This is a genomic window from Bosea sp. 29B, assembly GCF_902506165.1.
In the GTDB taxonomy this organism is placed as follows: domain Bacteria; phylum Pseudomonadota; class Alphaproteobacteria; order Rhizobiales; family Beijerinckiaceae; genus Allobosea.
In genome coordinates, this window is the sequence record NZ_LR733817.1 from 5392510 (window position 1) to 5414146 (window position 21637).

A 21637-nucleotide genomic window follows, 5' to 3' on the forward strand; every position below is an offset into this window, starting at 1 on the left:
TACCCATTCCAGAACAGAACAAGCAGGGCGACCGATGAGTCTCATCGCCACCCTGGGCGCCATCGAGATCGGACTGGTGTTCGCTCTCGTGGCGCTCGGCGTCTACATCACCTTTCGCGTCCTCGACTTCCCCGACCTGACCGTCGACGGCACCTTGCCGCTCGGCGCCGCCGTCGCGGCGGCGATGATCGCCGGCGGCGTCAATCCGGTCTTCGCCACGCTGGCGGCGATCGTCGCCGGTTGCCTCGCCGGCACGGTCACCGCCTGGCTCAATATCCGCTTTTCGATCCTGCATCTGCTCGCCGGCATCCTGACGATGACGGCGCTGTTCTCGATCAATCTGCGGGTGATGGGCGTGCCCAACATACCCTTGATGAACCGGCCGACGGTGATCGACTTCTTCACCTGGCTCAACCCTTTCATCGCTGCCATGGGGCTGCCAGCCCGCCCGACCCTGCGCGTGCTCGCGCTGCTGATCATCGTCACTGTGATCGCCGCGTTGCTCGCCCGCTTCCTCAAGACCGAGTTCGGGCTCGCCATGCGTGCGACCGGCGCCAATCCGCGCATGGCGCGGGCGCAGGGCATCCGCACCGATATGTACATCTATGTCGGCGTCGCCCTCTCCAACGGCCTCGTCGCCCTGGCCGGCGCCCTGTTCGCGCAAACGGCCGGCTTCGCCGATGTCAGCATCGGCACCGGCACCATCATCGCCGGCCTTGCCGCCGTCATCCTCGGCGAGACGATCTTCCGCACGAAGTCGATCGTCATCGCGGTGTTCTCCTGCCTGATCGGCGCGATCGCCTATCGCCTCGCCATCGCGCTCGCCCTGAACGCCGGCTGGCTAGGCCTGCGCGCCTCCGACCTCAACCTGGTCACGGCGGTGCTGGTCGGCATCGCCCTGATGCTGCCTGGTGTCGCCAATCCGCTGCGCAGCCTGTTCAAGCGGAGTGCGCCATGATCAGCGTCAAGGACGTCCACGTCACCTTCGGGCGCGGCACGCCGCTGGAGAACCGGGCGCTGCGCGGTCTCGATCTCACCGTGCCCGATGGCGAGTTCATCACCGTCATCGGCTCGAACGGCGCCGGCAAGTCGACGTTGCTCAACGTCCTCAGCGGCGATGCCCGAGCCGAGCGCGGCACCGTCGAGGTCGATGGCATCGATGTGACGCGCTGGCCGACACCAAAGCGCGCCGGCCTGATCGCCCGCGTCTTCCAGGACCCAATGGCCGGCACCTGCGAACGCCTGACGATCGAAGAGAACATGGCACTCGCCCAGGCGCGCGGCCGCGCCCGCGGCCTCGGCGCAGCGCTCGATCGCCCGCGCCGCGCTCTGTTCCGCGACAAGCTGGCGGTGCTCGGCCTCGGCCTGGAAAATCGCCTTGGCGACTCGATGGGCCTGCTCTCCGGCGGGCAACGCCAGGCGGTCAGCCTGCTGATGTCGACGCTGGCGGGAACCAAGACCCTGCTGCTCGACGAGCACACCGCCGCGCTCGATCCACGCACCGCCGCCTTCGTGCTCGACCTGACCCGGCGCATCGTCGAGGAGCAGAAGCTGACCGCACTGATGGTCACCCATTCGATGCGCGACGCGCTCGATCACGGCAGCCGCACCGTGATGCTGCACGAGGGCAAGGTCGTCTTCGACATCGCCGGCGAACGCCGCAAGGCGATGGACGTGCCGGACCTGCTGCGCCTGTTCAAGCAGGTCCGCGGTGAAGAGCTCTCCGACGATAGCCTGCTGCTGAGTTGAGTCCTTCCTGTCATTCCGGGACGGCGCGCAGCGGCGAGCCCGGAATCCATAACCGCGACGTCGCTCCAGTTCGTCATGCTCGCCCTTGTGGCGAGCATCCACGTCTTGAACGCCGTATGTGATCAGTGGTGCGAAGGCGTGGATGGTCGGGACAAGCCCGACCATGACGGAAAGGGCGGTGTTCATGGATTCCGGGCTCAGGCCTCCGGCCTGCCCCCGGAATGAAAGCGGATATGCTCAGGCTCGGATCTTCACATTCCGCGCCAGAAAATCGATGAACGCCCGCATCCGTGCCGGCACGAAGCCGCCCTGCCCGAGATAGACGGCGTGGATGACCTCGATATCGCCGGGGTTGAAGTCGTCGAGCACTGTGACCAACCGGCCCGCGGCGATCTCGGCCTCGACATGGAAGCGCCCGAGCCGGGCGAGTCCAATGCCGGCGACGGCGAGCTGACGCGCGATCTCGCCATCGCCGACCTGGGTGTTGCCGACCGCGGCGATCGAGATCAGCGCGCCATCGACACGGAAGGGCCAGCCCTCGACCGAGCGGGCGAAGTTGAAGCCGATCAGGTTGTGCTTCGCCAGATCGGCCGGCGTCTTAGGCTCGCCATGGCGGATGAGATAATCCGACGAGGCGACCACGGCGACGGTGCTCTCGCCGATCTTGCGCGCCATCAGCTGGTTGCCGCGCAGAGGGCCGGGCGCGACCCGGATCGCGATGTCCGCCCGCTCCTCAATCAGGTCGACGACCTGGTCGGTGAAAACGAGATCGACCGAGAGCTCGGGATGCTCGGCGAGGAAGGCCGGCACCAGCGGCAGCAAAACCTGATTGCCGAAGGCGACATTGGCGTTGACCCGCACCCGCCCGCGCGGCGCCCGCCCGGCCGCCGCCTCGCACTCCGCCTCGGCGATGTCGGAGAGGATGGTGACGCAGCGCTGGTGGAAAGCCTGTCCTTCCGCCGTCAGTTGCAACTTGCGCGTCGAGCGATTGACCAATCGGGCGCCGAGCCGGCCTTCCAGCCGCGTCACCAGCTTGCTGACGGCAGACGGCGTCATGCTGAATATCTTGGCCGCGGCGGAGAAGCCGCCGCGCTCGACGACGGCCGCGAACACTTCCATCTCGCCGGAGCGATTGCTGAGCAGGGCTGCCATGGTGAACTCAAGTCACAAGTGATGTTACGGGCGGCATCCTAGTTCAAAGCGCTGCATTGCACCATCTGGCTGGGCATCATTCCCTTTCGCCTGACGCGGAGCGTCCAATGCCCATTGCCGTCTATGCCCTCACCGCCGGCGCCTTCGGCATCGGCACCACCGAATTCGTCATCATGGGCCTGCTGCTTCAGGTCGCCAGTGACCTGCAAGTCTCGGTCGCGATGACCGGCCTGCTGATCTCCGGCTATGCGCTCGGCGTCTTCGTCGGCGCGCCGGTTCTGACGCTGGCCACCCGCAAGCTGCCGCGCAAGCAGGTGCTGATCCTGCTGATGGCGATCTTCACCCTCGGCAACATCGCCTGTGCGCTCGCTCCGAGCTACGGCCTCCTGATGGCGGCCCGCATCGTCACCTCGCTGGCGCATGGCACCTTCTTCGGCGTCGGCTCGGTCGTCGCGACCAGCCTCGTGCCCGAGGACAAGAAGGCCTCGGCCATCGCCGTGATGTTCACCGGCCTCACCATCGCGACCCTGCTCGGCGTGCCCGCTGGCGCCTGGCTCGGCCTGCATTTCGGCTGGCGCGCCACCTTCTGGACCATCGCCGTGATCGGCGTCATCGCCATGCTGGTGCTCGCCCGCCTGGTTCCGGCCGACAAGGGCAAGGTCGAGGTCGCGCCGCTGCGTCAGGAGATCGCGACGCTGGCCGACCCGCAGGTGCTGCTCGGCCTCACCATGACCGTGCTCGGCTTCGGCGGCGTCTTTGCGGTCTTCACCTATATCCAGCCGATCCTGGTCGAGATCACCGGCTTCTCGCAGGAGGCCGTCTCGCCGATCCTGCTGCTGTTCGGCCTCGGCCTGATCGTCGGCAACATGCTGGGCGGCAAGCTCGCCGACCGCAACCTGCCGGTCGCGCTGCTCGCGACCACCGCAACGCTCGCCATCGTGCTCTTCGCCATGACAGCGACGCTGCGCTCGCCGGTCGCTGTGACGATCTTCGTCGGCCTGATCGGCGCCGCCGCCTTCGCTACTGTCGCGCCCCTGCAGATGCGCGTGCTCGACAAGGCTGGCCCAGCCGGGCGTAATCTCGCTTCCAGCCTCAACATCGCCGCCTTCAACCTCGGCAATGCCTTCGGCGCCTGGCTCGGCGGCGTCACCATCGAACACGGGCCGGGGCTGGCCGCCGTGACCTGGGTCGCCGCCCTGGTGCCCCTGGCGAGCCTGGTTCTGGCAGTGATCAGCCTGCGCCTCGACAAGCGCCCGCAGACGGCGCTGCAGACCGCCTCCTGCCCGCAGGCATAAATATCAAAGACTTCGCAGAAGGAATTCCACCATGGACTACAGATATCTCGGCCGCTCCGGCCTCAAGGTTCCCGCCCTCAGCTTCGGCGCCGGCACCTTCGGCGGCCAGGGCCCGCTGTTCAGCGCCTGGGGCACCAGCGACGCCAAAGAAGCGACCCGCCTCGTCGACATCTGCCTCGAAGCCGGGGTCAACCTGTTCGACACCGCCGACGTCTATTCCAATGGCGCCTCCGAGGAGGTCTTGGGCGCCGCGATCAAGGGCCGGCGCGACAAGGTCCTGATCTCGACCAAGCTGACGCTACCGATGGGCGATGGCCCCAATGACGCTGGCTCCTCGCGCAGCCGCCTGATCGACGGCACCGAAGCGGCGCTGCGCCGGCTCGGCAGCGATCATATCGACCTGCTCCAGCTCCACGCCTTCGACGCCTTCACGCCGATCGAGGAGGTGCTGTCGACGCTCGACGCGCTTGTCCGCGCCGGCAAGATCCGCCAGATCGGCGTCTCCAACTTCGCCGGCTGGCAATTGATGAAGTCGCTCGCGCTGGCAGAGAAGCACGGCTTCCCACGCTATGTCGCCCATCAGGTCTATTATTCGCTGGTCGGCCGCGACTACGAGTTCGACCTGATGCCGCTCGGCCTCGACCAGGGCGTCGGCGCGCTGGTCTGGAGCCCGCTCGGCTGGGGTCGCCTCACCGGCAAGATCCGCCGCGGCCAAGCCCTGCCCGAAGGCAGCCGTCTGCACCAGACCGCCGATTTCGGCCCCCCGGTCGACGACGAGAAGCTCTATGCCATCGTCGACGTGCTCGATGCGCTCGCCAAGGAAACCGGCAAGACCGTGCCGCAGATCGCGATCAACTGGCTGCTGCAGCGCCCGACCGTCGCCTCGGTGATCATCGGCGCCCGCAACGAGCAGCAACTGCGCGACAATCTCGGCGCCGTGGGCTGGACTCTGACGCCAGAGCAGATCGCGAGACTCGACAAGGCGAGCGCAACGGTGCCGCCCTACCCGGCCTTCCCCTATCATCGCCAGGAGGGCTTTGCCCGGCTCAACCCGCCCGTCGTTTGATACTCCAAACCTTTCTTGGTCGTCCCGGGTCGGGCTACGCCTGCTCCGGGACGACTCGGTTTGAACGCAGCTTGATTTTTTTCGCGCCTCCTTGTCGGCTGCCGGCCCGGCCAATCGTCCTTGGCCTGAACCGGAGCGCCGCGCATGCACTACGCCATCCTTTGCTATCATTCCGAAGAGGTCGTCACGGCCTGGACGAAGGAGCAGAACGAGGAGGTCATGGGCCGCCTTGAAAAGGTCCGCCAGCGCATCGCCAAGGAGGGCAAGCTCGGTCCCGTGGCGCGCCTGCTGCCGACCACCGCGGCGACAACCCTGCGCAAGGACCGCGACCCGCCGCTCATCCTCGACGGCCCCTTCGCCGAGACCAAGGAGCAGTTCCTCGGCTTCTACATCGTCGACGTCGCCGATCTCGACGAAGCACTCGGCATCGCGCGCGAGCTCGGCGAAGCCAATCCGGGCGGCGCTTTCGAGGTCCGCCCGCTCGCCGTCTACTATCCGGCCGGAGTCTGATCATGGCGGAGATCGCCTGGATCCATGCGGCGCTGACCTCGGCGCGCCCTCAGGCGATCAGCGCCCTGCTCCGCTATTTCCGCGATCTCGACATCGCCGAGGAGGCCTATCAGGAGGCCTGCCTCCGGGCACTCCGGACCTGGCCGCAGAACGGCCCGCCGCGCGACCCCGCCGCCTGGCTGATCTTCGTCGGCCGCAATGTCGCGCTCGACCAGGTCAGGCGGCAGAAGAAGCAGGAAGCCCTGCCGGAGGAGGACCGGCTCTCCGATCTCGGTGACGCCGAGAGCGAGGTCGCCGAGAGGCTCGACGGCGGCCATTACCGCGACGACATCCTGCGCCTGCTGTTCATCTGCTGCCACCCCGATCTCCCGTCGACGCAGCAGGTGGCGCTCGCCTTGCGCATCGTCTCGGGGCTCAGCGTCAAGCAGATCGCCCGTGCGTTCCTGGTCGGCGAGAGCGCGATGGAACAGCGCATCACCCGCGCCAAGGCGCGCGTTGCTACTGCCCACGTCCCGTTCGAGACGCCCGGTCCGGTCGAACGCGCCGAGCGCCTCGCGGCGGTAGCGGCGATGCTCTACCTCGTCTTCAACGAGGGCTACTCCGCCAGCGGCGCCGAAAGCGACCGCCGCCGCCCCTTCAGCGAGGAGGCGATCCGCCTGACGCGGCTGTTGCTGCGGCTGTTCCAGACCGAGCCGGAGATCATAGGGCTGCTCGCCCTGATGCTGCTTCAGCACGCCCGCGCCGCGGCGCGTCTCGACGCCGACGGCCAGATCGTCCTGCTGGAGGATCAGGACCGCTTGCTCTGGAACCGCGAGATGATCGCCGAAGGCCTGGCGCTGGTCGACAAGGCAATGCGCCATCGCCGGCCCGGTCCTTACCAGATCCAGGCAGCGATCGCCGGCGTTCATAGCCGCGCGGCGCGGGCGGACGAGACCGACTGGGCCCAGATCGACATCCTTTACGCCACGCTGGAGCATATCCAGCCATCGCCGGTGATCACGCTCAACCGCGCCGTCGCCATCGCCAAGCTGCGCGGGCCGGAGGCGGCGCTGGCGATGGTCGAGCCGCTCGAACAGCAGCTCTCTGGCTATTTCTACTTCTTCGGCTTCAAGGGCTGGCTGCTGATGCAGCTCGGCCGCGACCGCGAGGCGCGCACGACCTTCAATCGCGCCATTGCGCTGGCCGGCTCGGCCAGCGAGGCCGCCCATATCCGCCAGCATATCGACCGTCTGATGCGCGAGAGCGGACAGGTCGCGGCCGGCTGAGACCGGCGAGCAATCGCTGCTTGAAATTTCTGAGGTGCCGTGTCGGCACAACGCCCGCCCGTTCGTCCTTGCCTCAAAGGGGCGACGAGCGAATGGTGCCGGCTACAAACGGTCGAAGCCAAAAACTCGTCGATGACAACCGCTTGCCTCGGACTCCTGAGCTTCAGGATCCGAGGCGGCCAGCGCAGCGAGGAGACCGACCATGACGCAGACCACCGTCAGCAAGGAAGACTGGATCGCCGCCCGCAGGGCCCTGCTCGTCAAGGAAAAGGAGCTGACGCGCCAGCGCGATGCCATCGCCGCCGAGCGCCGCGCTTTGCCGCGCATCCGGATCGAGAAGACTTATGTCTTCGATACGCCGACCGGGAAGCAGACGCTCGCCGACCTCTTCCGCGGCCGCAGCCAGCTCATCGTCAAGCATTTCATGCTGGCGCCCGGCCAGTTCGAGGGCTGCGTCGGCTGCTCCTTCGAGGCAGACCATGTCGACGGCGTGCTGCAGCATCTCGAGCGCCATGACGTCGCCTATGTCGCGGTCGCGCGGGCGCCGCTCGCCGAGATCGAGGCCTACAAGACCCGCATGGGCTGGCGCTTCCACTGGGTCTCGTCCCATGGCAGCGACTTCAACTACGATTTCGACGTCTCCTACGCGTCGGAGCAGCTCGCCAACGCCTCCTACAATTTCGAGACGATCGCCTCGCCGCTGGAGGACCTGTCCGGCCACACCGTCTTCGAGAAGGACGCGGATGGGACGATCTACCAGACCTACTCGACCTTCGGCCGCGGCGCCGAGGAGGTGCTCGGCACCTATATGTATCTCGACCTGACGCCGAAGGGTCGCAACGAGACCGGCCCGGCCGGCAACCTGACCGACTGGGTCCGCCCGCACGACCGCTACGATACGCCCGGCAAGACCGACATGACCGGCCGCTGGCACGAGGAGCCGTCGGCGTCCTGCTGCCACACTCCGGCGGCGGGCTGAGGGCGAACACGCTCTCGCTCTAGCCGATGTCGGCGCTCTCCAGACTGAGCGCGAGCTTGCGCAGCAGCGCCGCCAGTTCCTCCTGCTCGTGCGCACTCAGCCCTGCGAGCAGGTGCTTCTCCAGCGCCATGTCCTCGCGGAACGTCGCCTCGGCCTTGGCGCGGCCGGCCTCGGTCAATTCGACCAGGAGGCTGCGCTTGTCCTCCTCCGCCTCGCGCCGCCGGATCAACCCGGCCGCCTCCAGACGGTTGAGGCGAGCTGTGAGCCCGCCCGAGGAGATCATCAGCGTGCGGTAGAGTTCGGTCGGCGTCAGCCGCCATGGCGCTCCGGCCCGTCGCAACGTCGAGATCACGTCGAATTCGCCGGCATCGAGCCCATGGCGGGCAAAAACAGCCTCGATTCCCGGCCGCAGCCGCAATGTGATCCGGCGCGCCCGGCCGATCACCGCCATGGGCGAGGTATCGAGCTCCGGCAGTTCCTGCTGCCATTGCCCGCGCAGCCGGTCGATATGATCGCCGCCTTGCTCCGTCCTGTCGTTCATCCCCGCCTCCGCTGATCCGATAGGGGGCATGATGCAAATATCTTGACATCGAGACAATATCGGATTTATCTTGCCATCAAGATAGATTGCAAAAATGGCGTTGCGAAGAAATTTTCACTCGCCCTGTCGGAACGCCCGGACCGCCAACGTCCTTGCAGCAGCCGACCGGACTTAACCGGTCTGAATCCAATCGAAGCGCCTACCAACCCGCCATCGGAGTTCGACAATGTCCCAAGCTGCAGAAGCCATCCAGCCGCAGGCCCAGCCCGAGACCCGCGGCGGCGTCGTCGCCTATCTCGCCGTTGACGGCGCGGTGAAGGCCTCGGAATTCTACCAGAAGGCCTTTGGCGCGCAGGAAGTGGCCCGCATGCCAGTCGACGAAAAGGGGCGGACCATGCATATCCACCTCTACGTCAACGACGGCTCGCTGATGCTGAGCGATCCCTATCCCGAGCACGGCTACGCCTGGGAGAAGCCGCAGGGCTTCACCCTCACCCTGCGCGTCGACGACATCGACTTCTGGTGGAAGCGCGGCGTCGAGGCCGGGATGGAGGTCGTCACCCCGGTCGACCTGATGTTCTGGGGCGACTGCTACGGCCAGTATCGCGACCCGTTCGGCGTGCTCTGGGCCTTGGTCTCAGCGCCCAAGTAAGCAGCGGCGCCGGGCAGCCGGCGCCATTCACATCGTCATGCGTCCCCAACCGGCTGTCCTCGCAGCCGGGCAGGCGGAGCCTTGTATCCAGCGGAGCATCCCATGCAGTCCGTCTCCATCAACACCGCCACGCCGACCGGACAGCTCTGGGCCGGGCGCATCATGAGCGGCCTCGTCGTCGCGTTCCTGATCTTCGACGGCGGCATCAAGCTCGCGCCGCTCGCCATCGTGACCGAGACCATGCAGCAGCTCGGCTATTCCGGCTCGCCGGAGCTGGCCCGCGGACTCGGCGTGATGACGCTGGTCATCGCCTTGCTCTACGCGCTGCCGCGCACGTCGGTGCTCGGCGCGATCCTGCTGACCGGCCTGCTCGGCGGCGCGATGGCGACGCATCTGCGCGTCGGCAGCCCGCTCTTCAGCCATCTCCTCTTCGGCCTTTATCTCGGCCTCCTGGCCTGGGGCGGCCTTTATCTGCGCGATCCGCGGCTGCGCCGCCTGTTCCCCGTCCGTCTCGACGCCTGACCCACACCCACGCAACACAGGAGAGTGCCATGCTCACATACATCGCCATCGCCGTGCTCGCCCTCGTCGCCGGCGTCCTCATTGTCGCCGCCCGCAAGCCCGATGTTTTCCAGGTCAGCCGTTCCGCGACGATCCGGGCGACGCCCGAGCGCATCTTCGCTCTGCTCGCGGACTTCCAGGAATGGGGCGCCTGGTCGCCCTATGAGAAGAAGGATCCGGCGATGACGCGCAGCTTCAGGGGCGCGACCTCCGGCGTCGGCGCCATCTACGCCTTCGACGGCAACAAGCAGGCCGGCACCGGCGAACTTACGATCGTCGAGGTCCAGGCACCGACCAAGCTCGCCGTCACGCTCGACATGACCAAGCCCATGGCCTGCCACAACCTGATCACCTTCAGCCTCACCCCGGCAGAGGGCGGCACGCTGGTGACCTGGCACATGCAGGGCGCCTGCCCGTTCATGGGCAAGGTCATGGGCACGATCTTCAACATGGACCGCATGGTCGGCGGTGATTTCGAGAAGGGCCTCTCTGCGCTCAAGCAGGCCACGGAACGCCCGCAGCTGGTTGCTGCCGCGGCCTGACCGCAGCGCATTCGACAGTCGATCGCAAAGAAGCACGCAAAGGAGGAACTGCCATGACCAACGCCGCAGAACGCGACAAGACCCAGGCCAACGACATGAGCGGCTGCATGCCGGCCAAGCCCCAGGCGGAGCATGAATGGCTCCACCAGTTCGTCGGCGAATGGACTTATGAGGCCGAGTGCCTGATGGGCCCGGACCAGCCGCCGATGAAGTCTTCGGGCACGCAATCCTTCTCGTCTTTCGGCGGGCTCTGGCTCGTCGGCGACGGCACCGGCCAGATGCCGGACGGCAGCCCTGCCGTAACCCGGATGACTCTGGGCTACGATCCGCAGAAGGAGCGCTATGTCGGCTCCTTCATCGGCTCGATGATGGGCAATCTCTGGGTCTATACCGGCACGCGCGACGCTGCCGGCAAAGTGCTGACGCTCGACACGGAAGGCCCCGACTTCACCAAGCCCGGCAAGATCACGGCCTACCAGGACATCCTCGAGATCAAGAGCCCGGACCATCACATCCTGTCTTCGCAGACAAAGGGCGAGAATGGCGAATGGGTCCAGTTCATGACGGCGCATTACCGCCGGGTGAAGTAACCCCGTTCGTCGATACCGACGACAATCTTTCGAGGGTGCGGAGCGACCAGCTCCGCGCCCTCATGCTTGACCGGCACGCGGGTTCGGGGGCATGTGCAAGCCCTAAGAAACTGGGTTGGGACGGCCCCAAGACGATGCGCATCCTGCTGATCGACAATTACGACAGCTTCACCTGGAACCTGGTCCACCTGATCGGCGGGCTCGGTGCGCAGGTCGACGTGCGCCGCAACGATACGCTCTCCGTCGATGACGCCCTCGCCGGCGACCACGATGCGATCGTGCTCTCGCCCGGCCCCTGCACCCCGAACGAAGCTGGCATCTGCCTCGACCTCGTCCGCCGGGGCGCCGACCGGAAGCCGATCTTCGGCGTCTGCCTCGGCCTGCAGGCGATCGGCCAGGTCTTCGGCGGCGAGGTCGTGCGCGCGCCTTTACCGATGCACGGCAAGGTCTCGACCATCACGCACCGGGCCCGCGGCCTGTTCCACGGCATCAACGGCCCGCTCGAAGCGACGCGCTATCATTCGCTGGTCGTCCGGCGCGAGACTTGCCCGACTGAGCTCTCGATCGAAGCCGAATCCGGCGACGGCATGATCATGGCGCTGTCGCATCGCGACCTGCCGGTCCACGGCGTGCAGTTCCATCCCGAGAGCATCGCCTCGGAGCATGGCGCGACGATCCTGCGCAATTTCCTCGATCTCGCCGAGCGATGGTCGCGCCAGAACGCCAAAGCCGCCCTTTCCGCGACAGCCTGATCGATCGAGTTCCCATGGACGACTTCAAACCCTTCATCGCCAAGGTCGCGACCGGCGCCTCGCTGTCACGCGAGGAGGCTAGAGACGCCTTCGAATCGATGCTCTCCGGCGAGGTGACGAACGCGCAGGCCGCCGCCTTCCTGATGGCGCTGCGCGTGCGCGGCGAGACCACCGAGGAGATCGCCGGCGCCGTCACCGCCATGCGCGCCCGCATGCTCACCGTCGAGGCCCCGGCCGACGCGATCGACATTGTCGGCACGGGCGGCGATGCCTCCGGTTCCTACAATGTCTCGACGCTGGCTTCGATCATCGTCGCGGCCTGCGGCGTGCCGGTGGCCAAGCACGGCAACCGCGCGGCGTCCTCGCGCTCCGGCGCCGCCGACGTGCTGACCGCGCTCGGCGTCAAGGTCGGGCTGGAACCGGCCGGCACCGAGCGCTGCATCGCCGAAGCCGGCGTCGGCTTCATGTTCGCGCCGACCCACCACGCCTCGATGCGCCATGTCGCGCCGGTGCGCACCGAGCTCGGCACCCGCACCATCTTCAACCTCGTCGGCCCGCTCTCGAACCCGGCCGGCGTCAAGCGGCAATTGATCGGCGCCTTCTCCGAGACCTGGCTGGAGCCGATGGTCAAGGTGCTGCAATCGTTGGGCTCGACGACGGTCTGGGCCGTGCACGGCTCCGACGGGCTCGACGAGATCACCACAACCGGCCCGACCCGCGTCGTCGCGCTGAAGGATGGCAGGATCAAGAGCTTCAACATCGCGCCCGAAGATGTCGGCATCGCCCGCGCCAAGCCTGAGGACCTGCGCGGCGGCGAGCCGGCGCAGAATGCGCAGGCGCTGCAGGACGTGCTCGGTGGGGCGAAAAGCGCTTTCCGTGACATCGCCGCCTTCAATGCCGCCGCGGCGCTCGCCGTCGCCGGCAAGGCCGCCACGCTCGGCGAGGGGCTGGCGCAAGCCTATGCGGTGCTGGACAATGGCAAGGCCAAGGCGGCGCTCGCGACCCTGGTCGCTAGCTCCAATGCGTGAGGCTGCCCATGTCCGATATCCTCAGGCGGATCGAGGCCTATAAGCGCGAGGAGATCGCGGCTGCCCGCGCCGCGGTGCCCCAGGCCGAGATCGAGAAGCGCGCCGCGGCTATGCCCGCGCCGCGTGACTTCATCGGTGCGCTCGAAGCCAAGCACCGCGCCGGCGGCCCGGCTTTGATCGCCGAAATCAAGAAGGCCTCGCCGTCCAAGGGCCTGATCCGCGCCGATTTCGACCCGCCCGCACTGGCCAGGGCCTATGCCGAAGGCGGCGCCGCCTGCCTCTCGGTGCTGACCGACACGCCCTCCTTCCAGGGCCGGCCGGAATATCTCGGCGAGGCGCGCGCCGCTTCCGGCCTGCCCGGCCTGCGCAAGGACTTCATGTTCGAGCCCTATCAGGTCTTCGAAGCCAGGAGCTGGGGCGCCGACTGTATCCTGATCATCATGGCCTCGCTCGATGACACGGCCGCGCGCGAGCTCAACGCTACCGCCAAGGCGCTCGGCATGGCCGCGCTCGCCGAGGTCCATGACGAAGCCGAACTTGAGCGCGCGCTCAAGCTCGACACCAGGCTGGTCGGCATCAACAACCGCGACCTGCGCAGCTTCGAGCTCAACCTCGCCGTCACCGAGCGCCTGGCGCCGCGCGTGCCGAAGGACCGCCTGCTGGTCGGCGAAAGTGGCATCTTCACGCATGCTGACATCGCCCGCCTGCAGGCTTGCGGCGTCGACACCTTCCTCGTCGGCGAGAGCCTGATGCGGCAGGCGGACGTGGCGGCTGCAACGCGCGAGCTTCTGACAGGCAAGGCCACCGAGGCGGCAGCGTGAGCCGCCTGACCCATCTCGACCAGAAGGGCGAAGCCCATATGGTCGATGTCGGCGACAAGGCCGAGACTGTCCGGGTCGCCGTCGCCGAAGGCCATGTGGTGATGCAGCAGGAAACACTCGCCATCGTCCGCGATGGCGAGGCCAAGAAAGGCGATGTGCTCGGCACTGCCCGCCTCGCCGGCATCATGGCCGCCAAACGCGCCCATGAGCTGATTCCGCTCTGCCATCCGCTGCTCTTGAGCAAGATTTCCGTTGACCTCACGATCGACGAGGGCCTGCCGGGCGTACGCGTGCGCGCCGAGGTCAAGCTCACCGGCAAGACCGGTGTCGAGATGGAAGCGCTGACCGCCGTCAGCGTCGCCTGCCTCACTGTCTACGACATGGTGAAGGCGGTCGATCGCGCCATGCATATCGAAGGTATCCGACTCGTGCATAAATCCGGTGGCAAGTCCGGAACCTACGAGATCGCAGGACCATAGGCATGAGCCTCACCCCCGTCCCGGTCGCGCTCAAGGCGCTGCTCGACAGCGTGCCCGGTCCGACTAAGGCCGAGACGCTGCCGCTGGCACACTGCGCCGGCCGCGTGCTGGCCGGGGATGTCGCCGCGCTCAGAACCCAACCGCCCTTCGCCAATTCGGCCATGGACGGCTATGCCGCCCGCGCCGCCGATCTCGAGCCGGGCAAGGAGCTCAAGGTCATCGGTGAATCCGCCGCCGGCCGTGGCTTTCCCAGCCCGGTCGGCCCGGGCGAGACGGTGCGCATATTCACCGGCGCGCCCATCCCCGATGGCGCTGACGCGATCCTGATCCAGGAGCATGCCGAAGGCGTCGGCAGCCCGGTCATCCGCGTCACCAGTCCGGCGAACAAAGGCCAGTTCATCCGCCCGGCCGGGCTCGATTTCGAGACCGGCGAGATCCTGCTGAAGGCCGGCCGCCGGCTCGACAGCGCTGCGCTCGGCCTCGCCGCCGCTGCGGGGCATCCAACCCTGTCCGTCCGCCGCAAGCCGCTGGTCGCGATCCTCGCTACCGGCGACGAGCTCGTCCTGCCCGGCGAGCCGGTCGGTCCCGACCAGATCGTCGCCTCCAACAGCTTCGCGCTCGCCGCGCTGATCGAGCAGGCCGGCGGCACGGCGCTCGACCTCGGCATCGCCCGCGACAACCATCCCGACCTCGCCAACAAGATCGACGCGGCACGCAAGGCGTCCGCCGACGTGCTGATCACGCTGGGCGGCGCCTCGGTTGGCGAGCACGATCTCGTCCAGGCGGCGCTGAAGGCTCAGGGCATGGAACTCGGCTTCTGGAAGATCGCGATGCGCCCGGGCAAGCCGATGATGATGGGCCGGCTCGGACCGATGGTCGCGCTCGGCCTGCCCGGAAACCCGGTCTCCTCGATCGTCTGCGGCCATCTCTTCGCGATGCCGCTGGTCGAAGCCCTGCTCGGCATCGCCGAGCCCGAGCGCGATCGCAGCGAAGCCGCCATCCTCGCCGTCGATCTGCCGGCCAATGACGAGCGCCAGGACTATCTGCGCGCCACTGTCGAGACCATCGATGGCGAGCGGCGGGTCAGGCCCTTCGCCAAGCAGGATTCCTCGATGCTGGCGAACCTGTCGCGCGCCGAAGCCCTGGTGATCCGCCCGGCCTTTGCCGAAGCGGCCAAAGCGGGCGATCCCTGCCGGATCATCCGGTTGCGCTAGCCAGAGTTCCAATCCTCACACCTTGTCATTCCGGACAAGCCGCGTCAGCGGCGCCGATCCGGGATCCATTCCGGAACCTCATTCGGAAAGGCTCCGGAATGGATCCCGGGTCTCCCATTCGGTCGCCCGGGATGACAACGCTCTGGAAGCATGCGTTCTGCTCGGGCAATCCCTTGCGGAACACAAAGCGAACAGCTATGGTGTTCGTGCTTTGTTTCGATTCTAGCCCGAGAGGCGAGCGGCGCGACCATGCTGACACGCAAACAGTTCGAACTGCTTCGCTTCATCCATGAGCGCCTGCGCGAATCCGGCGTGCCGCCCTCCTTCGACGAGATGAAGGATGCGCTCGACCTGCGCTCCAAGTCGGGCATTCATCGCCTGATCATGGCGCTGGAGGAGCGCGGCTTCATTCGCCGGCTTCCGAACCGGGCCCGCGCCCTCGAAGTCATCAAGATGCCGGACGGCATCGGCGGACCGCAGGCGCAGCGCGGCCGCTTCAGCCCCTCCATTGTCCAGGGCGGCCTTGGCCAGACCCCGCCTGCCCCCGCCCCGGCAGCCACTCTGGCAAAGCCGCGCCCGGCTGCTGAAGAGAACGGGCGTTCGACGGTTTCCATTCCCGTCATGGGCCGCATCGCTGCCGGCACGCCGATCTCGGCGATACAGGATCGCAGCCATAGCGTTACGATGCCGGCCGACATGCTCGGCGGCGGCGAGCATTACGCCCTCGAAGTCCGCGGCGATTCGATGATCGAAGCCGGCATCCTCGACGGCGACACCGTCGTGATCCGCAAGCAGGACACCGCCAATACTGGCGACATCATCGTCGCCCTGATCGACGACGAGGAAGCGACGCTGAAGCGGCTGCGCAAGCGCGGCTCCTCGATCGCGCTCGAGGCCGCCAACCCCGCCTACGAGACGCGCGTGCTCGGGCCCGACCGGGTCAAGATCCAGGGCCGGCTCGTCAACCTGATGCGGCGCTACTGAAGCGCCTCGGCATCCTGTGCCGACTCCGCAGCTGCTGCGGCAGTTGCCGGAGCAGGTGTTGATTCGGGCGCTGGCCTCGGTTCCGGTCGCGCCCGGGTCCATGGACGCAGGCGCGTGACCTCGTCGGCCGTATAGGCGCGCCAGCCGCCACCAGCCGCGTGATAGGCGGTGGCGCCGTCGCGGATGAGCGCGCTGCGGTCGATCAGGCGGGCAGCGCAAGGGGCTGTCCAATAAAGTGACGTCACCACGAGGTCGGCGCGCTGGCAGTCTTCGACCAAGGCAATGCGGTCGCGCGTATAGGCGACGCTGCGCCCGTCCGGCAGGCGGATGATGCAGCCGCGCGCATCGCAAGCGGCGCCATTGCGCAGCGCCGCATCGTCAGGCGCGCGCGAATCGCCGTCGGCATGCAGCCATTGCGTCAGCACGAAGCGGCTCGGCTTGCCGGCCAGCACCATCTTCCCCTCCTGCCCCCGCACCAGCACGCCCGAGCCGTCACGCTCGATCAGGATGTCGGGCCGTGACGGAGCCGAGGCCAGCGCCAGCCCGCCGACCAAGGGCAGCGCGGCAAGGAAGCGCAGCGCCGTCGTCCACAAGGTCAGCCAGAGCAGCGACAGCGAGAACAGGATCAGGGCGGTCGAGCCGAAAGCAGGCAGCACTACGGTCGAGCGGTCGATGCCGGCGACCCAATGGGCAAGCTGGAGCACATAGCCGGAGGCCCAGCCCATCAGCGCCCAGGCCGGCCAGTCGAGCCCGAACGGATAGGCGAGCACGCCGAAGACCGCGGCGGGCATCACGATCAGCGAGACGAAGGGCAGCGCCAGCGCATTGCCGAGCAGGCCGAACGGGTTGAAGGTCTGGAAATGGTAGACGCCATAAGGCGCCGTCGCCGCGGTCGCGACCATGGTGGTCGTCAGAATGCCGACGGCCGAGAGCCAGAGCGGCCGCAGGGGCCAGGGCCATGCGGCGGCCGCGGCATCGGGCACCCGCTCCTGCCAGCGCTCGGCAAAAGCGATCAGCGCCGCGACCGCACCGAAAGACATCTGGAAGCTCGGCCCGAGTAGCGCCTCCGGCTCGCGCAGCAGCACGATGATCGCGGACAGAGCGAGGTTGCGCATGGAGAGTGCCGGCCTGTCGACCAGGATCGCCCCCAGCATGACCAGCGTCATGATCAGCGAGCGCTCGGTCGCGACATCGGCGCCGGAGAAAATGCAATAGGCGGTGGCGCCGAGCATGGCGGCGAGCGCCGCGAGCTTCTTCACCGGCCAGTGCAGCGCCGCCGTCTGCGACAGCGCGAGCAAGGCCCGCACCAGCCAGAAGATCGTGCCGGCAGCGAGCACCATATGCAGGCCGGAGATCGAGACGATGTGGTAGATGCCGGCGGCGCGCAGGTCGTTGTTGGTCGCCTCGCTGATCAGCCCGCGCTTGCCGGTGACGAGGGCCGCCGCCATCGCTCCCGCCTGCCCGCCGCCGCTGGTCGCGATGCGCTCGGTCAGCGCGTTGCGGGCCTGGTCGATCGCGACCGCCAGGGCGAGCCGGCGCGGCATCGGGATCGGGGCCGGTGTGAGCGCGATCTTGCCGGCGATGTTGCCGACGGCGCCGACACCCTGGAAGAAGGCATCGCGGGCAAAGTCGTAGCCGCCGGGGCGCGCCGGGCCTGGCGGCGGCAACAGGCGAGCGGTCGCGCTGATATGGTCGCCGGGCTTCAGCGTCGTCACCGGCGTGGTGACGCGCACCCGCCGAGGCCGCTGCCCGGGATCGACGCCCGGCAGGTCCGTGACCTGGATGACGATGCGCACGCCCTTCTCGCGCTGTTCCAGTGCCTCGACGAATCCGGTGAGCTTGCCGACATGATTGCGGGCGAGCGCCGGCGCCGCGATGTTTGCCGTCCGCCAGGTCGCGGCCGCAAAGCCGGCAAAGGCTGCCGCGATCGCGATACAGACCGCCATGACGGCGCGGCGCCGGCGCATCAGCAACGCGGCGAACGCAGACAGCACCAGCCCGGCCAGGGGCGCGGCCAGCCCCGGCTCGCGATCGGCCAGGAAGTAGAACAGCACACCGGCGCCCATGCAGACCGGCAGCCAGTTGAACAGGCGGCGGCGCTCCACCTCGGTTTCGAGTGCTCTACGGAAGCGGCCGCCCCAATCGGGCAGGACAGCAGATAGTGGCTGGGAAAAATGGGCGACGCGTCGCAAGCGCGCAGGCAGAGCCAGCACGTCCACCCTGCTACGGCGCTGTTCTGGCCCGTAGGAGAGCATCAGTCCCCCGTCGCGGCCGCGCGATGATCGTGCCCCCTCCCCGCAGGAGGCTCTTAACGGCAGCCGGCAAGCCATGTTACAGCGGCGGCGCCGGATGTCAGCCCCGGCCGAGGCCCGTATCCCAATCGCCCTCGCCTCACGCTTACCCGTTCCGCCGGAGCCTCCCTTCATGAGTGACACGGTCGTCACGCGCTTCGCGCCGTCGCCTACCGGATTCCTGCACATTGGCGGCGCCCGAACTGCGCTGTTCAACTGGCTCTATGCCCGCCGTCATGGCGGCAAGATGCTGCTGCGCATCGAGGATACCGACCGCGAACGCTCGACAGAGGGCGCCATCGCCGCGATCCTCGACGGCCTCGCCTGGCTCGGCCTCGATTGGGACGGGCAGACGGTCTACCAGTTCCAGCGCGCCGCCCGCCATCGCGAGGTCGCCGAGCAGATGCTCGCCGCCGGCAAGGCCTATTACTGCTATGCGACGCCGCAGGAACTCGACGCGGAGCGCGAAGCGGCGCGCGCCGAGGGCAAGCAGTGGCGTTATGACGGACGCTGGCGCGACCGCGACCCGGCGACCGCGCCCGAAGGCGTCAAGCCGGTGATCCGCCTCAAGGCCGAGCAGACCGGTGAGACCGTGGTCGAGGACGAGGTCCAGGGCCGCGTCACCTGGCAGAACGAGAATCTCGACGATCTCGTGCTGCTGCGCTCGGACGGCAACCCGACCTATATGCTCGCCGTGGTCGTCGATGATCACGACATGGGTGTCACCCACATCATTCGCGGTTCGGACCACCTGACCAATGCCGCCCGCCAGACGCAGATCTACCAGGCGCTCGGCTGGACCGTGCCGAGCATGTCGCATATCCCGCTGATCCACGGGGCGGACGGCGCCAAGCTGTCGAAGCGGCATGGCGCGCTCGGCATCGAGGCCTATCGCTCGATGGGTTATCTGCCGATCGCATTGCGCAACTACCTGCTGCGCCTCGGCTGGAGCCATGGTGACCAGGAGATCTTCTCTCCCGAAGAGATGATCTCGCTGTTCAACCTGTCCTCGATCGGCCGCTCGCCGGCCCGCTTCGACTACGCCAAGCTCGAGAACCTCAACGGCCTCTATATGCGCGAGTCCGCTGATCACGAATTGATGACGGCGCTGAAGGCGATCTGGTCGGAAATCGGCCCGCCGCGCGGCATCGGCACAGAGCCGTCTCCCGAGCTGGAGGCCAAGCTGATGGCGGCCATGCCCGGCCTGAAGGAACGCGCCAAGACGCTGATCGAGCTGATCGACAGCGCTTCCTATCTCTACGCCCAGCGCCCGCTGGCGCTCGAGCCCAAGGCGGCCGCCTTGCTCGACGAGGCTGCGCGCCAGCGTATGCCGAAACTGGCAGAAAAGCTCTCGGCGGTATCGGATTGGGCGCCGCCGCCGCTGGAGAGCGCGATCCGCGATTTCGCCGAGGAGAGCGGCGTCAAGCTCGGCCAGGTGGCGCAGCCCCTGCGCGCGGCGCTGACCGGCAAGACCACTTCGCCCGGCCTGTTCGACGTGATGGCGGTGCTCGGCCGCGACGAGGTGCTGGCGCGCCTCGCCGACGCGGCCTGACGCGTCAGAAAGGCTAATGACCGCTCGGTTGAACCCCTCGCGGAATTGGTCTAGCAACGCGCTGCGGATCGGCTGCTCCCGCTGCCGGTCCGGCATAAAAAATGCTTCAAAATCAGTTCGATGAACCCTGCCCGCCCGGACGTCCCGACATTCCCGTCATGGAGCCGTCATCGTGGGCCGTTCGGATGACGCCGGAACGCGACACGCAGCCGGTGCCCCCCGTTCGACCGGGCACATGACTGAAGAACGAGCCTGAAAGGATCGGACCCATGAGCGGAAATACCAGCCAGTTGGCTGTCGAAGGCAAGACCGTCGACATGCCGGTCAAAGCGGGTTCGATCGGGCCGTCGGTCATCGATATCAGCAAGCTCTACGGCCAGACCGGGATGTTCACCTACGACCCCGGCTTCACGTCGACCGCCAGTTGCGAGTCGCAGATCACCTATATCGATGGCGACGAGGGCGTCCTGCTCCATCGCGGATACCCGATCGAGCAGCTTGCCGAGCACGGCGACTTCCTCGAGACCTGCTATCTCCTGCTTTACGGCGAGCTGCCGACGGCGGCGCAGAAGGCCGACTTCGACTATCGCGTCACGCGCCACACCATGGTGCACGAGCAGATGGCCCGCTTCTTCCAGGGCTTCCGCCGCGATGCGCACCCGATGGCCGTGATGGTCGCCTCGGTCGGCGCCATGTCGGCTTTCTATCACGACTCGACCGACATCTCCGATCCGCAGCAGCGTATGATCGCTTCGATGCGGATGATCGCGAAGATGCCGACGCTGGCGGCGATGGCCTACAAGTACACGATCGGCCAGCCCTTTGTGTACCCGCTCAACTCGCTGGACTACACCTCGAACTTCCTGCGCATGTGCTTCGCCGTGCCGGCCGAGGACTACAAGGTCAATCCGGTTCTCTCGCGCGCGATGGACCGCATCTTCACCTTGCACGCTGACCATGAGCAGAACGCTTCGACCTCGACGGTCCGGCTCGCCGGCTCTTCCGGCGCGAATCCCTTCGCTTGCATCGCCGCCGGCGTCGCTTGCCTGTGGGGCCCGGCGCATGGCGGCGCCAACGAGGCGGCGCTGAAGATGCTCGAGGAGATCGGCAGCGTCGACAACATCCCGAAATACATCGCCAAGGCCAAGGACAAGAACGATCCGTTCCGCCTGATGGGCTTCGGTCACCGGGTCTACAAGAACTACGACCCGCGCGCCAAGATCATGCAGAAGACGACGCATGAGGTCCTGGCCGAGCTCGGCGTCAAGGACGACCCGCTGCTCGACGTCGCCATGGAGCTCGAGCGTATCGCCCTGCACGACGAGTACTTCGTCGAGAAGAAGCTCTATCCGAACATCGATTTCTATTCGGGCATCACCCTCAAGGCGATGGGCTTCCCGACCTCGATGTTCACCGTGCTGTTCGCGCTCGCGCGCACCGTCGGCTGGATCGCGCAGTGGAAGGAGATGATCGAGGATCCGTCCCAGCGCATCGGCCGCCCGCGCCAGCTCTACACCGGTTCGCCCAAGCGCGATTACACGCCGATCGGCCGTCGCTGAAAAGCGCCGCGCTGGAATAACAAGGGCCGCGACGGAACCCCGTCGCGGCCTTCAT

General features: G+C 67.3%; 22 protein-coding genes. 19 read left to right on the forward strand and 3 right to left on the reverse strand.

Features of this window, described 5'->3' with window-relative positions:
- Positions 1-34 precede the first annotated feature (34 nt).
- Both GV161_RS26105 and GV161_RS26110 read left to right on the forward strand, forming a co-directional pair.
- Positions 35-958 (forward strand): ABC transporter permease, encoded by a 924-nt coding sequence (locus GV161_RS26105; protein WP_152014787.1) that lies wholly within the window; start codon positions 35-37, stop codon positions 956-958.
- On the forward strand, positions 955-1749 hold the full coding sequence (locus GV161_RS26110) for an ABC transporter ATP-binding protein (RefSeq protein ID WP_152014788.1): 795 nt from the start codon (positions 955-957) through the stop codon (positions 1747-1749). The genes GV161_RS26105 and GV161_RS26110 overlap by 4 nt, the downstream gene beginning before the upstream one ends.
- Positions 1750-1986: 237 nt before the next feature.
- Here GV161_RS26110 and GV161_RS26115 read toward each other — a convergent pair whose 3' ends face one another.
- Complete coding sequence (locus tag GV161_RS26115; protein WP_152014789.1) at positions 1987-2901, reverse strand: LysR family transcriptional regulator; 915 nt, start codon at positions 2899-2901, stop codon at positions 1987-1989.
- 107 nt (positions 2902-3008) lie between these two features.
- On the opposite strand from GV161_RS26115, the gene GV161_RS26120 reads away from it, so the two are divergent.
- From GV161_RS26120 to GV161_RS26140, 5 genes are all read left to right on the forward strand, one after another.
- Positions 3009-4196: an MFS transporter gene (locus tag GV161_RS26120; RefSeq protein ID WP_152014790.1), complete on the forward strand. Its 1188-nt coding sequence runs from the start codon at positions 3009-3011 to the stop codon at positions 4194-4196.
- Between the two features lie 31 nt (positions 4197-4227).
- Positions 4228-5262: an aldo/keto reductase gene (locus GV161_RS26125; RefSeq protein WP_152014791.1), complete on the forward strand. Its 1035-nt coding sequence runs from the start codon at positions 4228-4230 to the stop codon at positions 5260-5262.
- A 144-nt stretch (positions 5263-5406) separates the two neighbouring features.
- Positions 5407-5772: a YciI family protein gene (locus GV161_RS26130; RefSeq protein WP_152014792.1), complete on the forward strand. Its 366-nt coding sequence runs from the start codon at positions 5407-5409 to the stop codon at positions 5770-5772.
- Between the two features lie 2 nt (positions 5773-5774).
- Positions 5775-7037, forward strand: a complete 1263-nt coding sequence (locus GV161_RS26135) for an RNA polymerase sigma factor (protein WP_152014793.1) — start codon at positions 5775-5777, stop codon at positions 7035-7037.
- A gap of 202 nt (positions 7038-7239) precedes the next feature.
- Positions 7240-8016, forward strand: a complete 777-nt coding sequence (locus GV161_RS26140; RefSeq protein ID WP_152014794.1) for a thioredoxin family protein — start codon at positions 7240-7242, stop codon at positions 8014-8016.
- Between the two features lie 19 nt (positions 8017-8035).
- Here the strand turns inward: GV161_RS26140 and GV161_RS26145 are convergent, their stop codons facing one another.
- Positions 8036-8557, reverse strand: coding sequence for a MarR family transcriptional regulator (locus GV161_RS26145; RefSeq protein ID WP_152014795.1), 522 nt, complete (start codon positions 8555-8557; stop codon positions 8036-8038).
- 226 nt (positions 8558-8783) lie between these two features.
- Between GV161_RS26145 and GV161_RS26150 the strand changes: the two genes are divergently transcribed.
- From GV161_RS26150 to lexA, 10 genes are all read left to right on the forward strand, one after another.
- A complete protein-coding gene (locus tag GV161_RS26150) occupies positions 8784-9209 on the forward strand; it encodes a VOC family protein (RefSeq protein ID WP_152014796.1) in 426 nt (141 codons plus the stop codon).
- 102 nt (positions 9210-9311) lie between these two features.
- Positions 9312-9731 (forward strand): DoxX family protein, encoded by a 420-nt coding sequence (locus tag GV161_RS26155; RefSeq protein WP_152014797.1) that lies wholly within the window; start codon positions 9312-9314, stop codon positions 9729-9731.
- Between the two features lie 29 nt (positions 9732-9760).
- Positions 9761-10312 carry an SRPBCC family protein gene (locus tag GV161_RS26160; protein WP_152014798.1) on the forward strand — a complete coding sequence of 184 codons (552 nt, stop codon included), beginning with the start codon at positions 9761-9763 and terminating at the stop codon, positions 10310-10312.
- A gap of 53 nt (positions 10313-10365) precedes the next feature.
- On the forward strand, positions 10366-10902 hold the full coding sequence (locus GV161_RS26165; protein ID WP_201303053.1) for a DUF1579 domain-containing protein: 537 nt from the start codon (positions 10366-10368) through the stop codon (positions 10900-10902).
- Between the two features lie 134 nt (positions 10903-11036).
- A complete protein-coding gene (locus GV161_RS26170; protein WP_152014799.1) occupies positions 11037-11654 on the forward strand; it encodes an aminodeoxychorismate/anthranilate synthase component II in 618 nt (205 codons plus the stop codon).
- Positions 11655-11668: 14 nt separating this feature from the next.
- Positions 11669-12682: an anthranilate phosphoribosyltransferase gene (gene trpD, locus GV161_RS26175; protein WP_152014800.1), complete on the forward strand. Its 1014-nt coding sequence runs from the start codon at positions 11669-11671 to the stop codon at positions 12680-12682.
- A gap of 8 nt (positions 12683-12690) precedes the next feature.
- Positions 12691-13503: an indole-3-glycerol phosphate synthase TrpC gene (gene trpC / locus GV161_RS26180; protein ID WP_152014801.1), complete on the forward strand. Its 813-nt coding sequence runs from the start codon at positions 12691-12693 to the stop codon at positions 13501-13503.
- The gene (gene moaC, locus GV161_RS26185; protein WP_152014802.1) at positions 13500-13982 is read left to right on the forward strand and encodes a cyclic pyranopterin monophosphate synthase MoaC; all 483 of its coding nucleotides are present in this window, start codon (positions 13500-13502) and stop codon (positions 13980-13982) included. The genes trpC and moaC overlap by 4 nt, the downstream gene beginning before the upstream one ends.
- A 2-nt stretch (positions 13983-13984) precedes the next feature.
- A complete protein-coding gene (gene glp / locus GV161_RS26190) occupies positions 13985-15196 on the forward strand; it encodes a gephyrin-like molybdotransferase Glp (protein ID WP_152014803.1) in 1212 nt (403 codons plus the stop codon).
- Positions 15197-15445: 249 nt separating this feature from the next.
- The gene (gene lexA, locus GV161_RS26195; protein WP_152014804.1) at positions 15446-16180 is read left to right on the forward strand and encodes a transcriptional repressor LexA; all 735 of its coding nucleotides are present in this window, start codon (positions 15446-15448) and stop codon (positions 16178-16180) included.
- On the opposite strand, the gene GV161_RS26200 is transcribed toward lexA, so the two are convergent.
- Complete coding sequence (locus GV161_RS26200; protein WP_159650425.1) at positions 16174-18285, reverse strand: ComEC/Rec2 family competence protein; 2112 nt, start codon at positions 18283-18285, stop codon at positions 16174-16176. The genes lexA and GV161_RS26200 overlap by 7 nt on opposite strands.
- A gap of 319 nt (positions 18286-18604) precedes the next feature.
- On the opposite strand from GV161_RS26200, the gene gltX reads away from it, so the two are divergent.
- A complete protein-coding gene (gene gltX, locus GV161_RS26205) occupies positions 18605-20023 on the forward strand; it encodes a glutamate--tRNA ligase (RefSeq protein WP_152014806.1) in 1419 nt (472 codons plus the stop codon).
- Between the two features lie 269 nt (positions 20024-20292).
- Complete coding sequence (gltA, locus tag GV161_RS26210) at positions 20293-21582, forward strand: citrate synthase (RefSeq protein ID WP_091828742.1); 1290 nt, start codon at positions 20293-20295, stop codon at positions 21580-21582.
- Positions 21583-21637 lie beyond the last annotated feature (55 nt).

Excerpts from the sequence above, each read along its gene's own strand:
- glp (WP_152014803.1), top strand. The coding sequence starts at position 13,985 with ATGAGCCTCACCCCCGTCCCGGTCGCGCTCAAGGCGCTGCTCGACAGC.
- GV161_RS26160 (WP_152014798.1), top strand. The coding sequence starts at position 9,761 with ATGCTCACATACATCGCCATCGCCGTGCTCGCCCTCGTCGCCGGCGTC.
- GV161_RS26110 (WP_152014788.1), top strand. The coding sequence starts at position 955 with ATGATCAGCGTCAAGGACGTCCACGTCACCTTCGGGCGCGGCACGCCG.
- gltX (WP_152014806.1), top strand. The coding sequence starts at position 18,605 with ATGAGTGACACGGTCGTCACGCGCTTCGCGCCGTCGCCTACCGGATTC.
- trpD (WP_152014800.1), top strand. The coding sequence starts at position 11,669 with ATGGACGACTTCAAACCCTTCATCGCCAAGGTCGCGACCGGCGCCTCG.
- GV161_RS26140 (WP_152014794.1), top strand. The coding sequence starts at position 7,240 with ATGACGCAGACCACCGTCAGCAAGGAAGACTGGATCGCCGCCCGCAGG.
- GV161_RS26130 (WP_152014792.1), top strand. The coding sequence starts at position 5,407 with ATGCACTACGCCATCCTTTGCTATCATTCCGAAGAGGTCGTCACGGCC.
- GV161_RS26125 (WP_152014791.1), top strand. The coding sequence starts at position 4,228 with ATGGACTACAGATATCTCGGCCGCTCCGGCCTCAAGGTTCCCGCCCTC.
- trpC (WP_152014801.1), top strand. The coding sequence starts at position 12,691 with ATGTCCGATATCCTCAGGCGGATCGAGGCCTATAAGCGCGAGGAGATC.
- GV161_RS26105 (WP_152014787.1), top strand. The coding sequence starts at position 35 with ATGAGTCTCATCGCCACCCTGGGCGCCATCGAGATCGGACTGGTGTTC.
- GV161_RS26115 (WP_152014789.1), bottom strand. The coding sequence starts at position 2,901 with ATGGCAGCCCTGCTCAGCAATCGCTCCGGCGAGATGGAAGTGTTCGCG.
- GV161_RS26155 (WP_152014797.1), top strand. The coding sequence starts at position 9,312 with ATGCAGTCCGTCTCCATCAACACCGCCACGCCGACCGGACAGCTCTGG.
- lexA (WP_152014804.1), top strand. The coding sequence starts at position 15,446 with ATGCTGACACGCAAACAGTTCGAACTGCTTCGCTTCATCCATGAGCGC.
- GV161_RS26145 (WP_152014795.1), bottom strand. The coding sequence starts at position 8,557 with ATGAACGACAGGACGGAGCAAGGCGGCGATCATATCGACCGGCTGCGC.
- GV161_RS26150 (WP_152014796.1), top strand. The coding sequence starts at position 8,784 with ATGTCCCAAGCTGCAGAAGCCATCCAGCCGCAGGCCCAGCCCGAGACC.
- GV161_RS26135 (WP_152014793.1), top strand. The coding sequence starts at position 5,775 with ATGGCGGAGATCGCCTGGATCCATGCGGCGCTGACCTCGGCGCGCCCT.
- GV161_RS26170 (WP_152014799.1), top strand. The coding sequence starts at position 11,037 with ATGCGCATCCTGCTGATCGACAATTACGACAGCTTCACCTGGAACCTG.
- GV161_RS26120 (WP_152014790.1), top strand. The coding sequence starts at position 3,009 with ATGCCCATTGCCGTCTATGCCCTCACCGCCGGCGCCTTCGGCATCGGC.
- GV161_RS26165 (WP_201303053.1), top strand. The coding sequence starts at position 10,366 with ATGACCAACGCCGCAGAACGCGACAAGACCCAGGCCAACGACATGAGC.
- gltA (WP_091828742.1), top strand. The coding sequence starts at position 20,293 with ATGAGCGGAAATACCAGCCAGTTGGCTGTCGAAGGCAAGACCGTCGAC.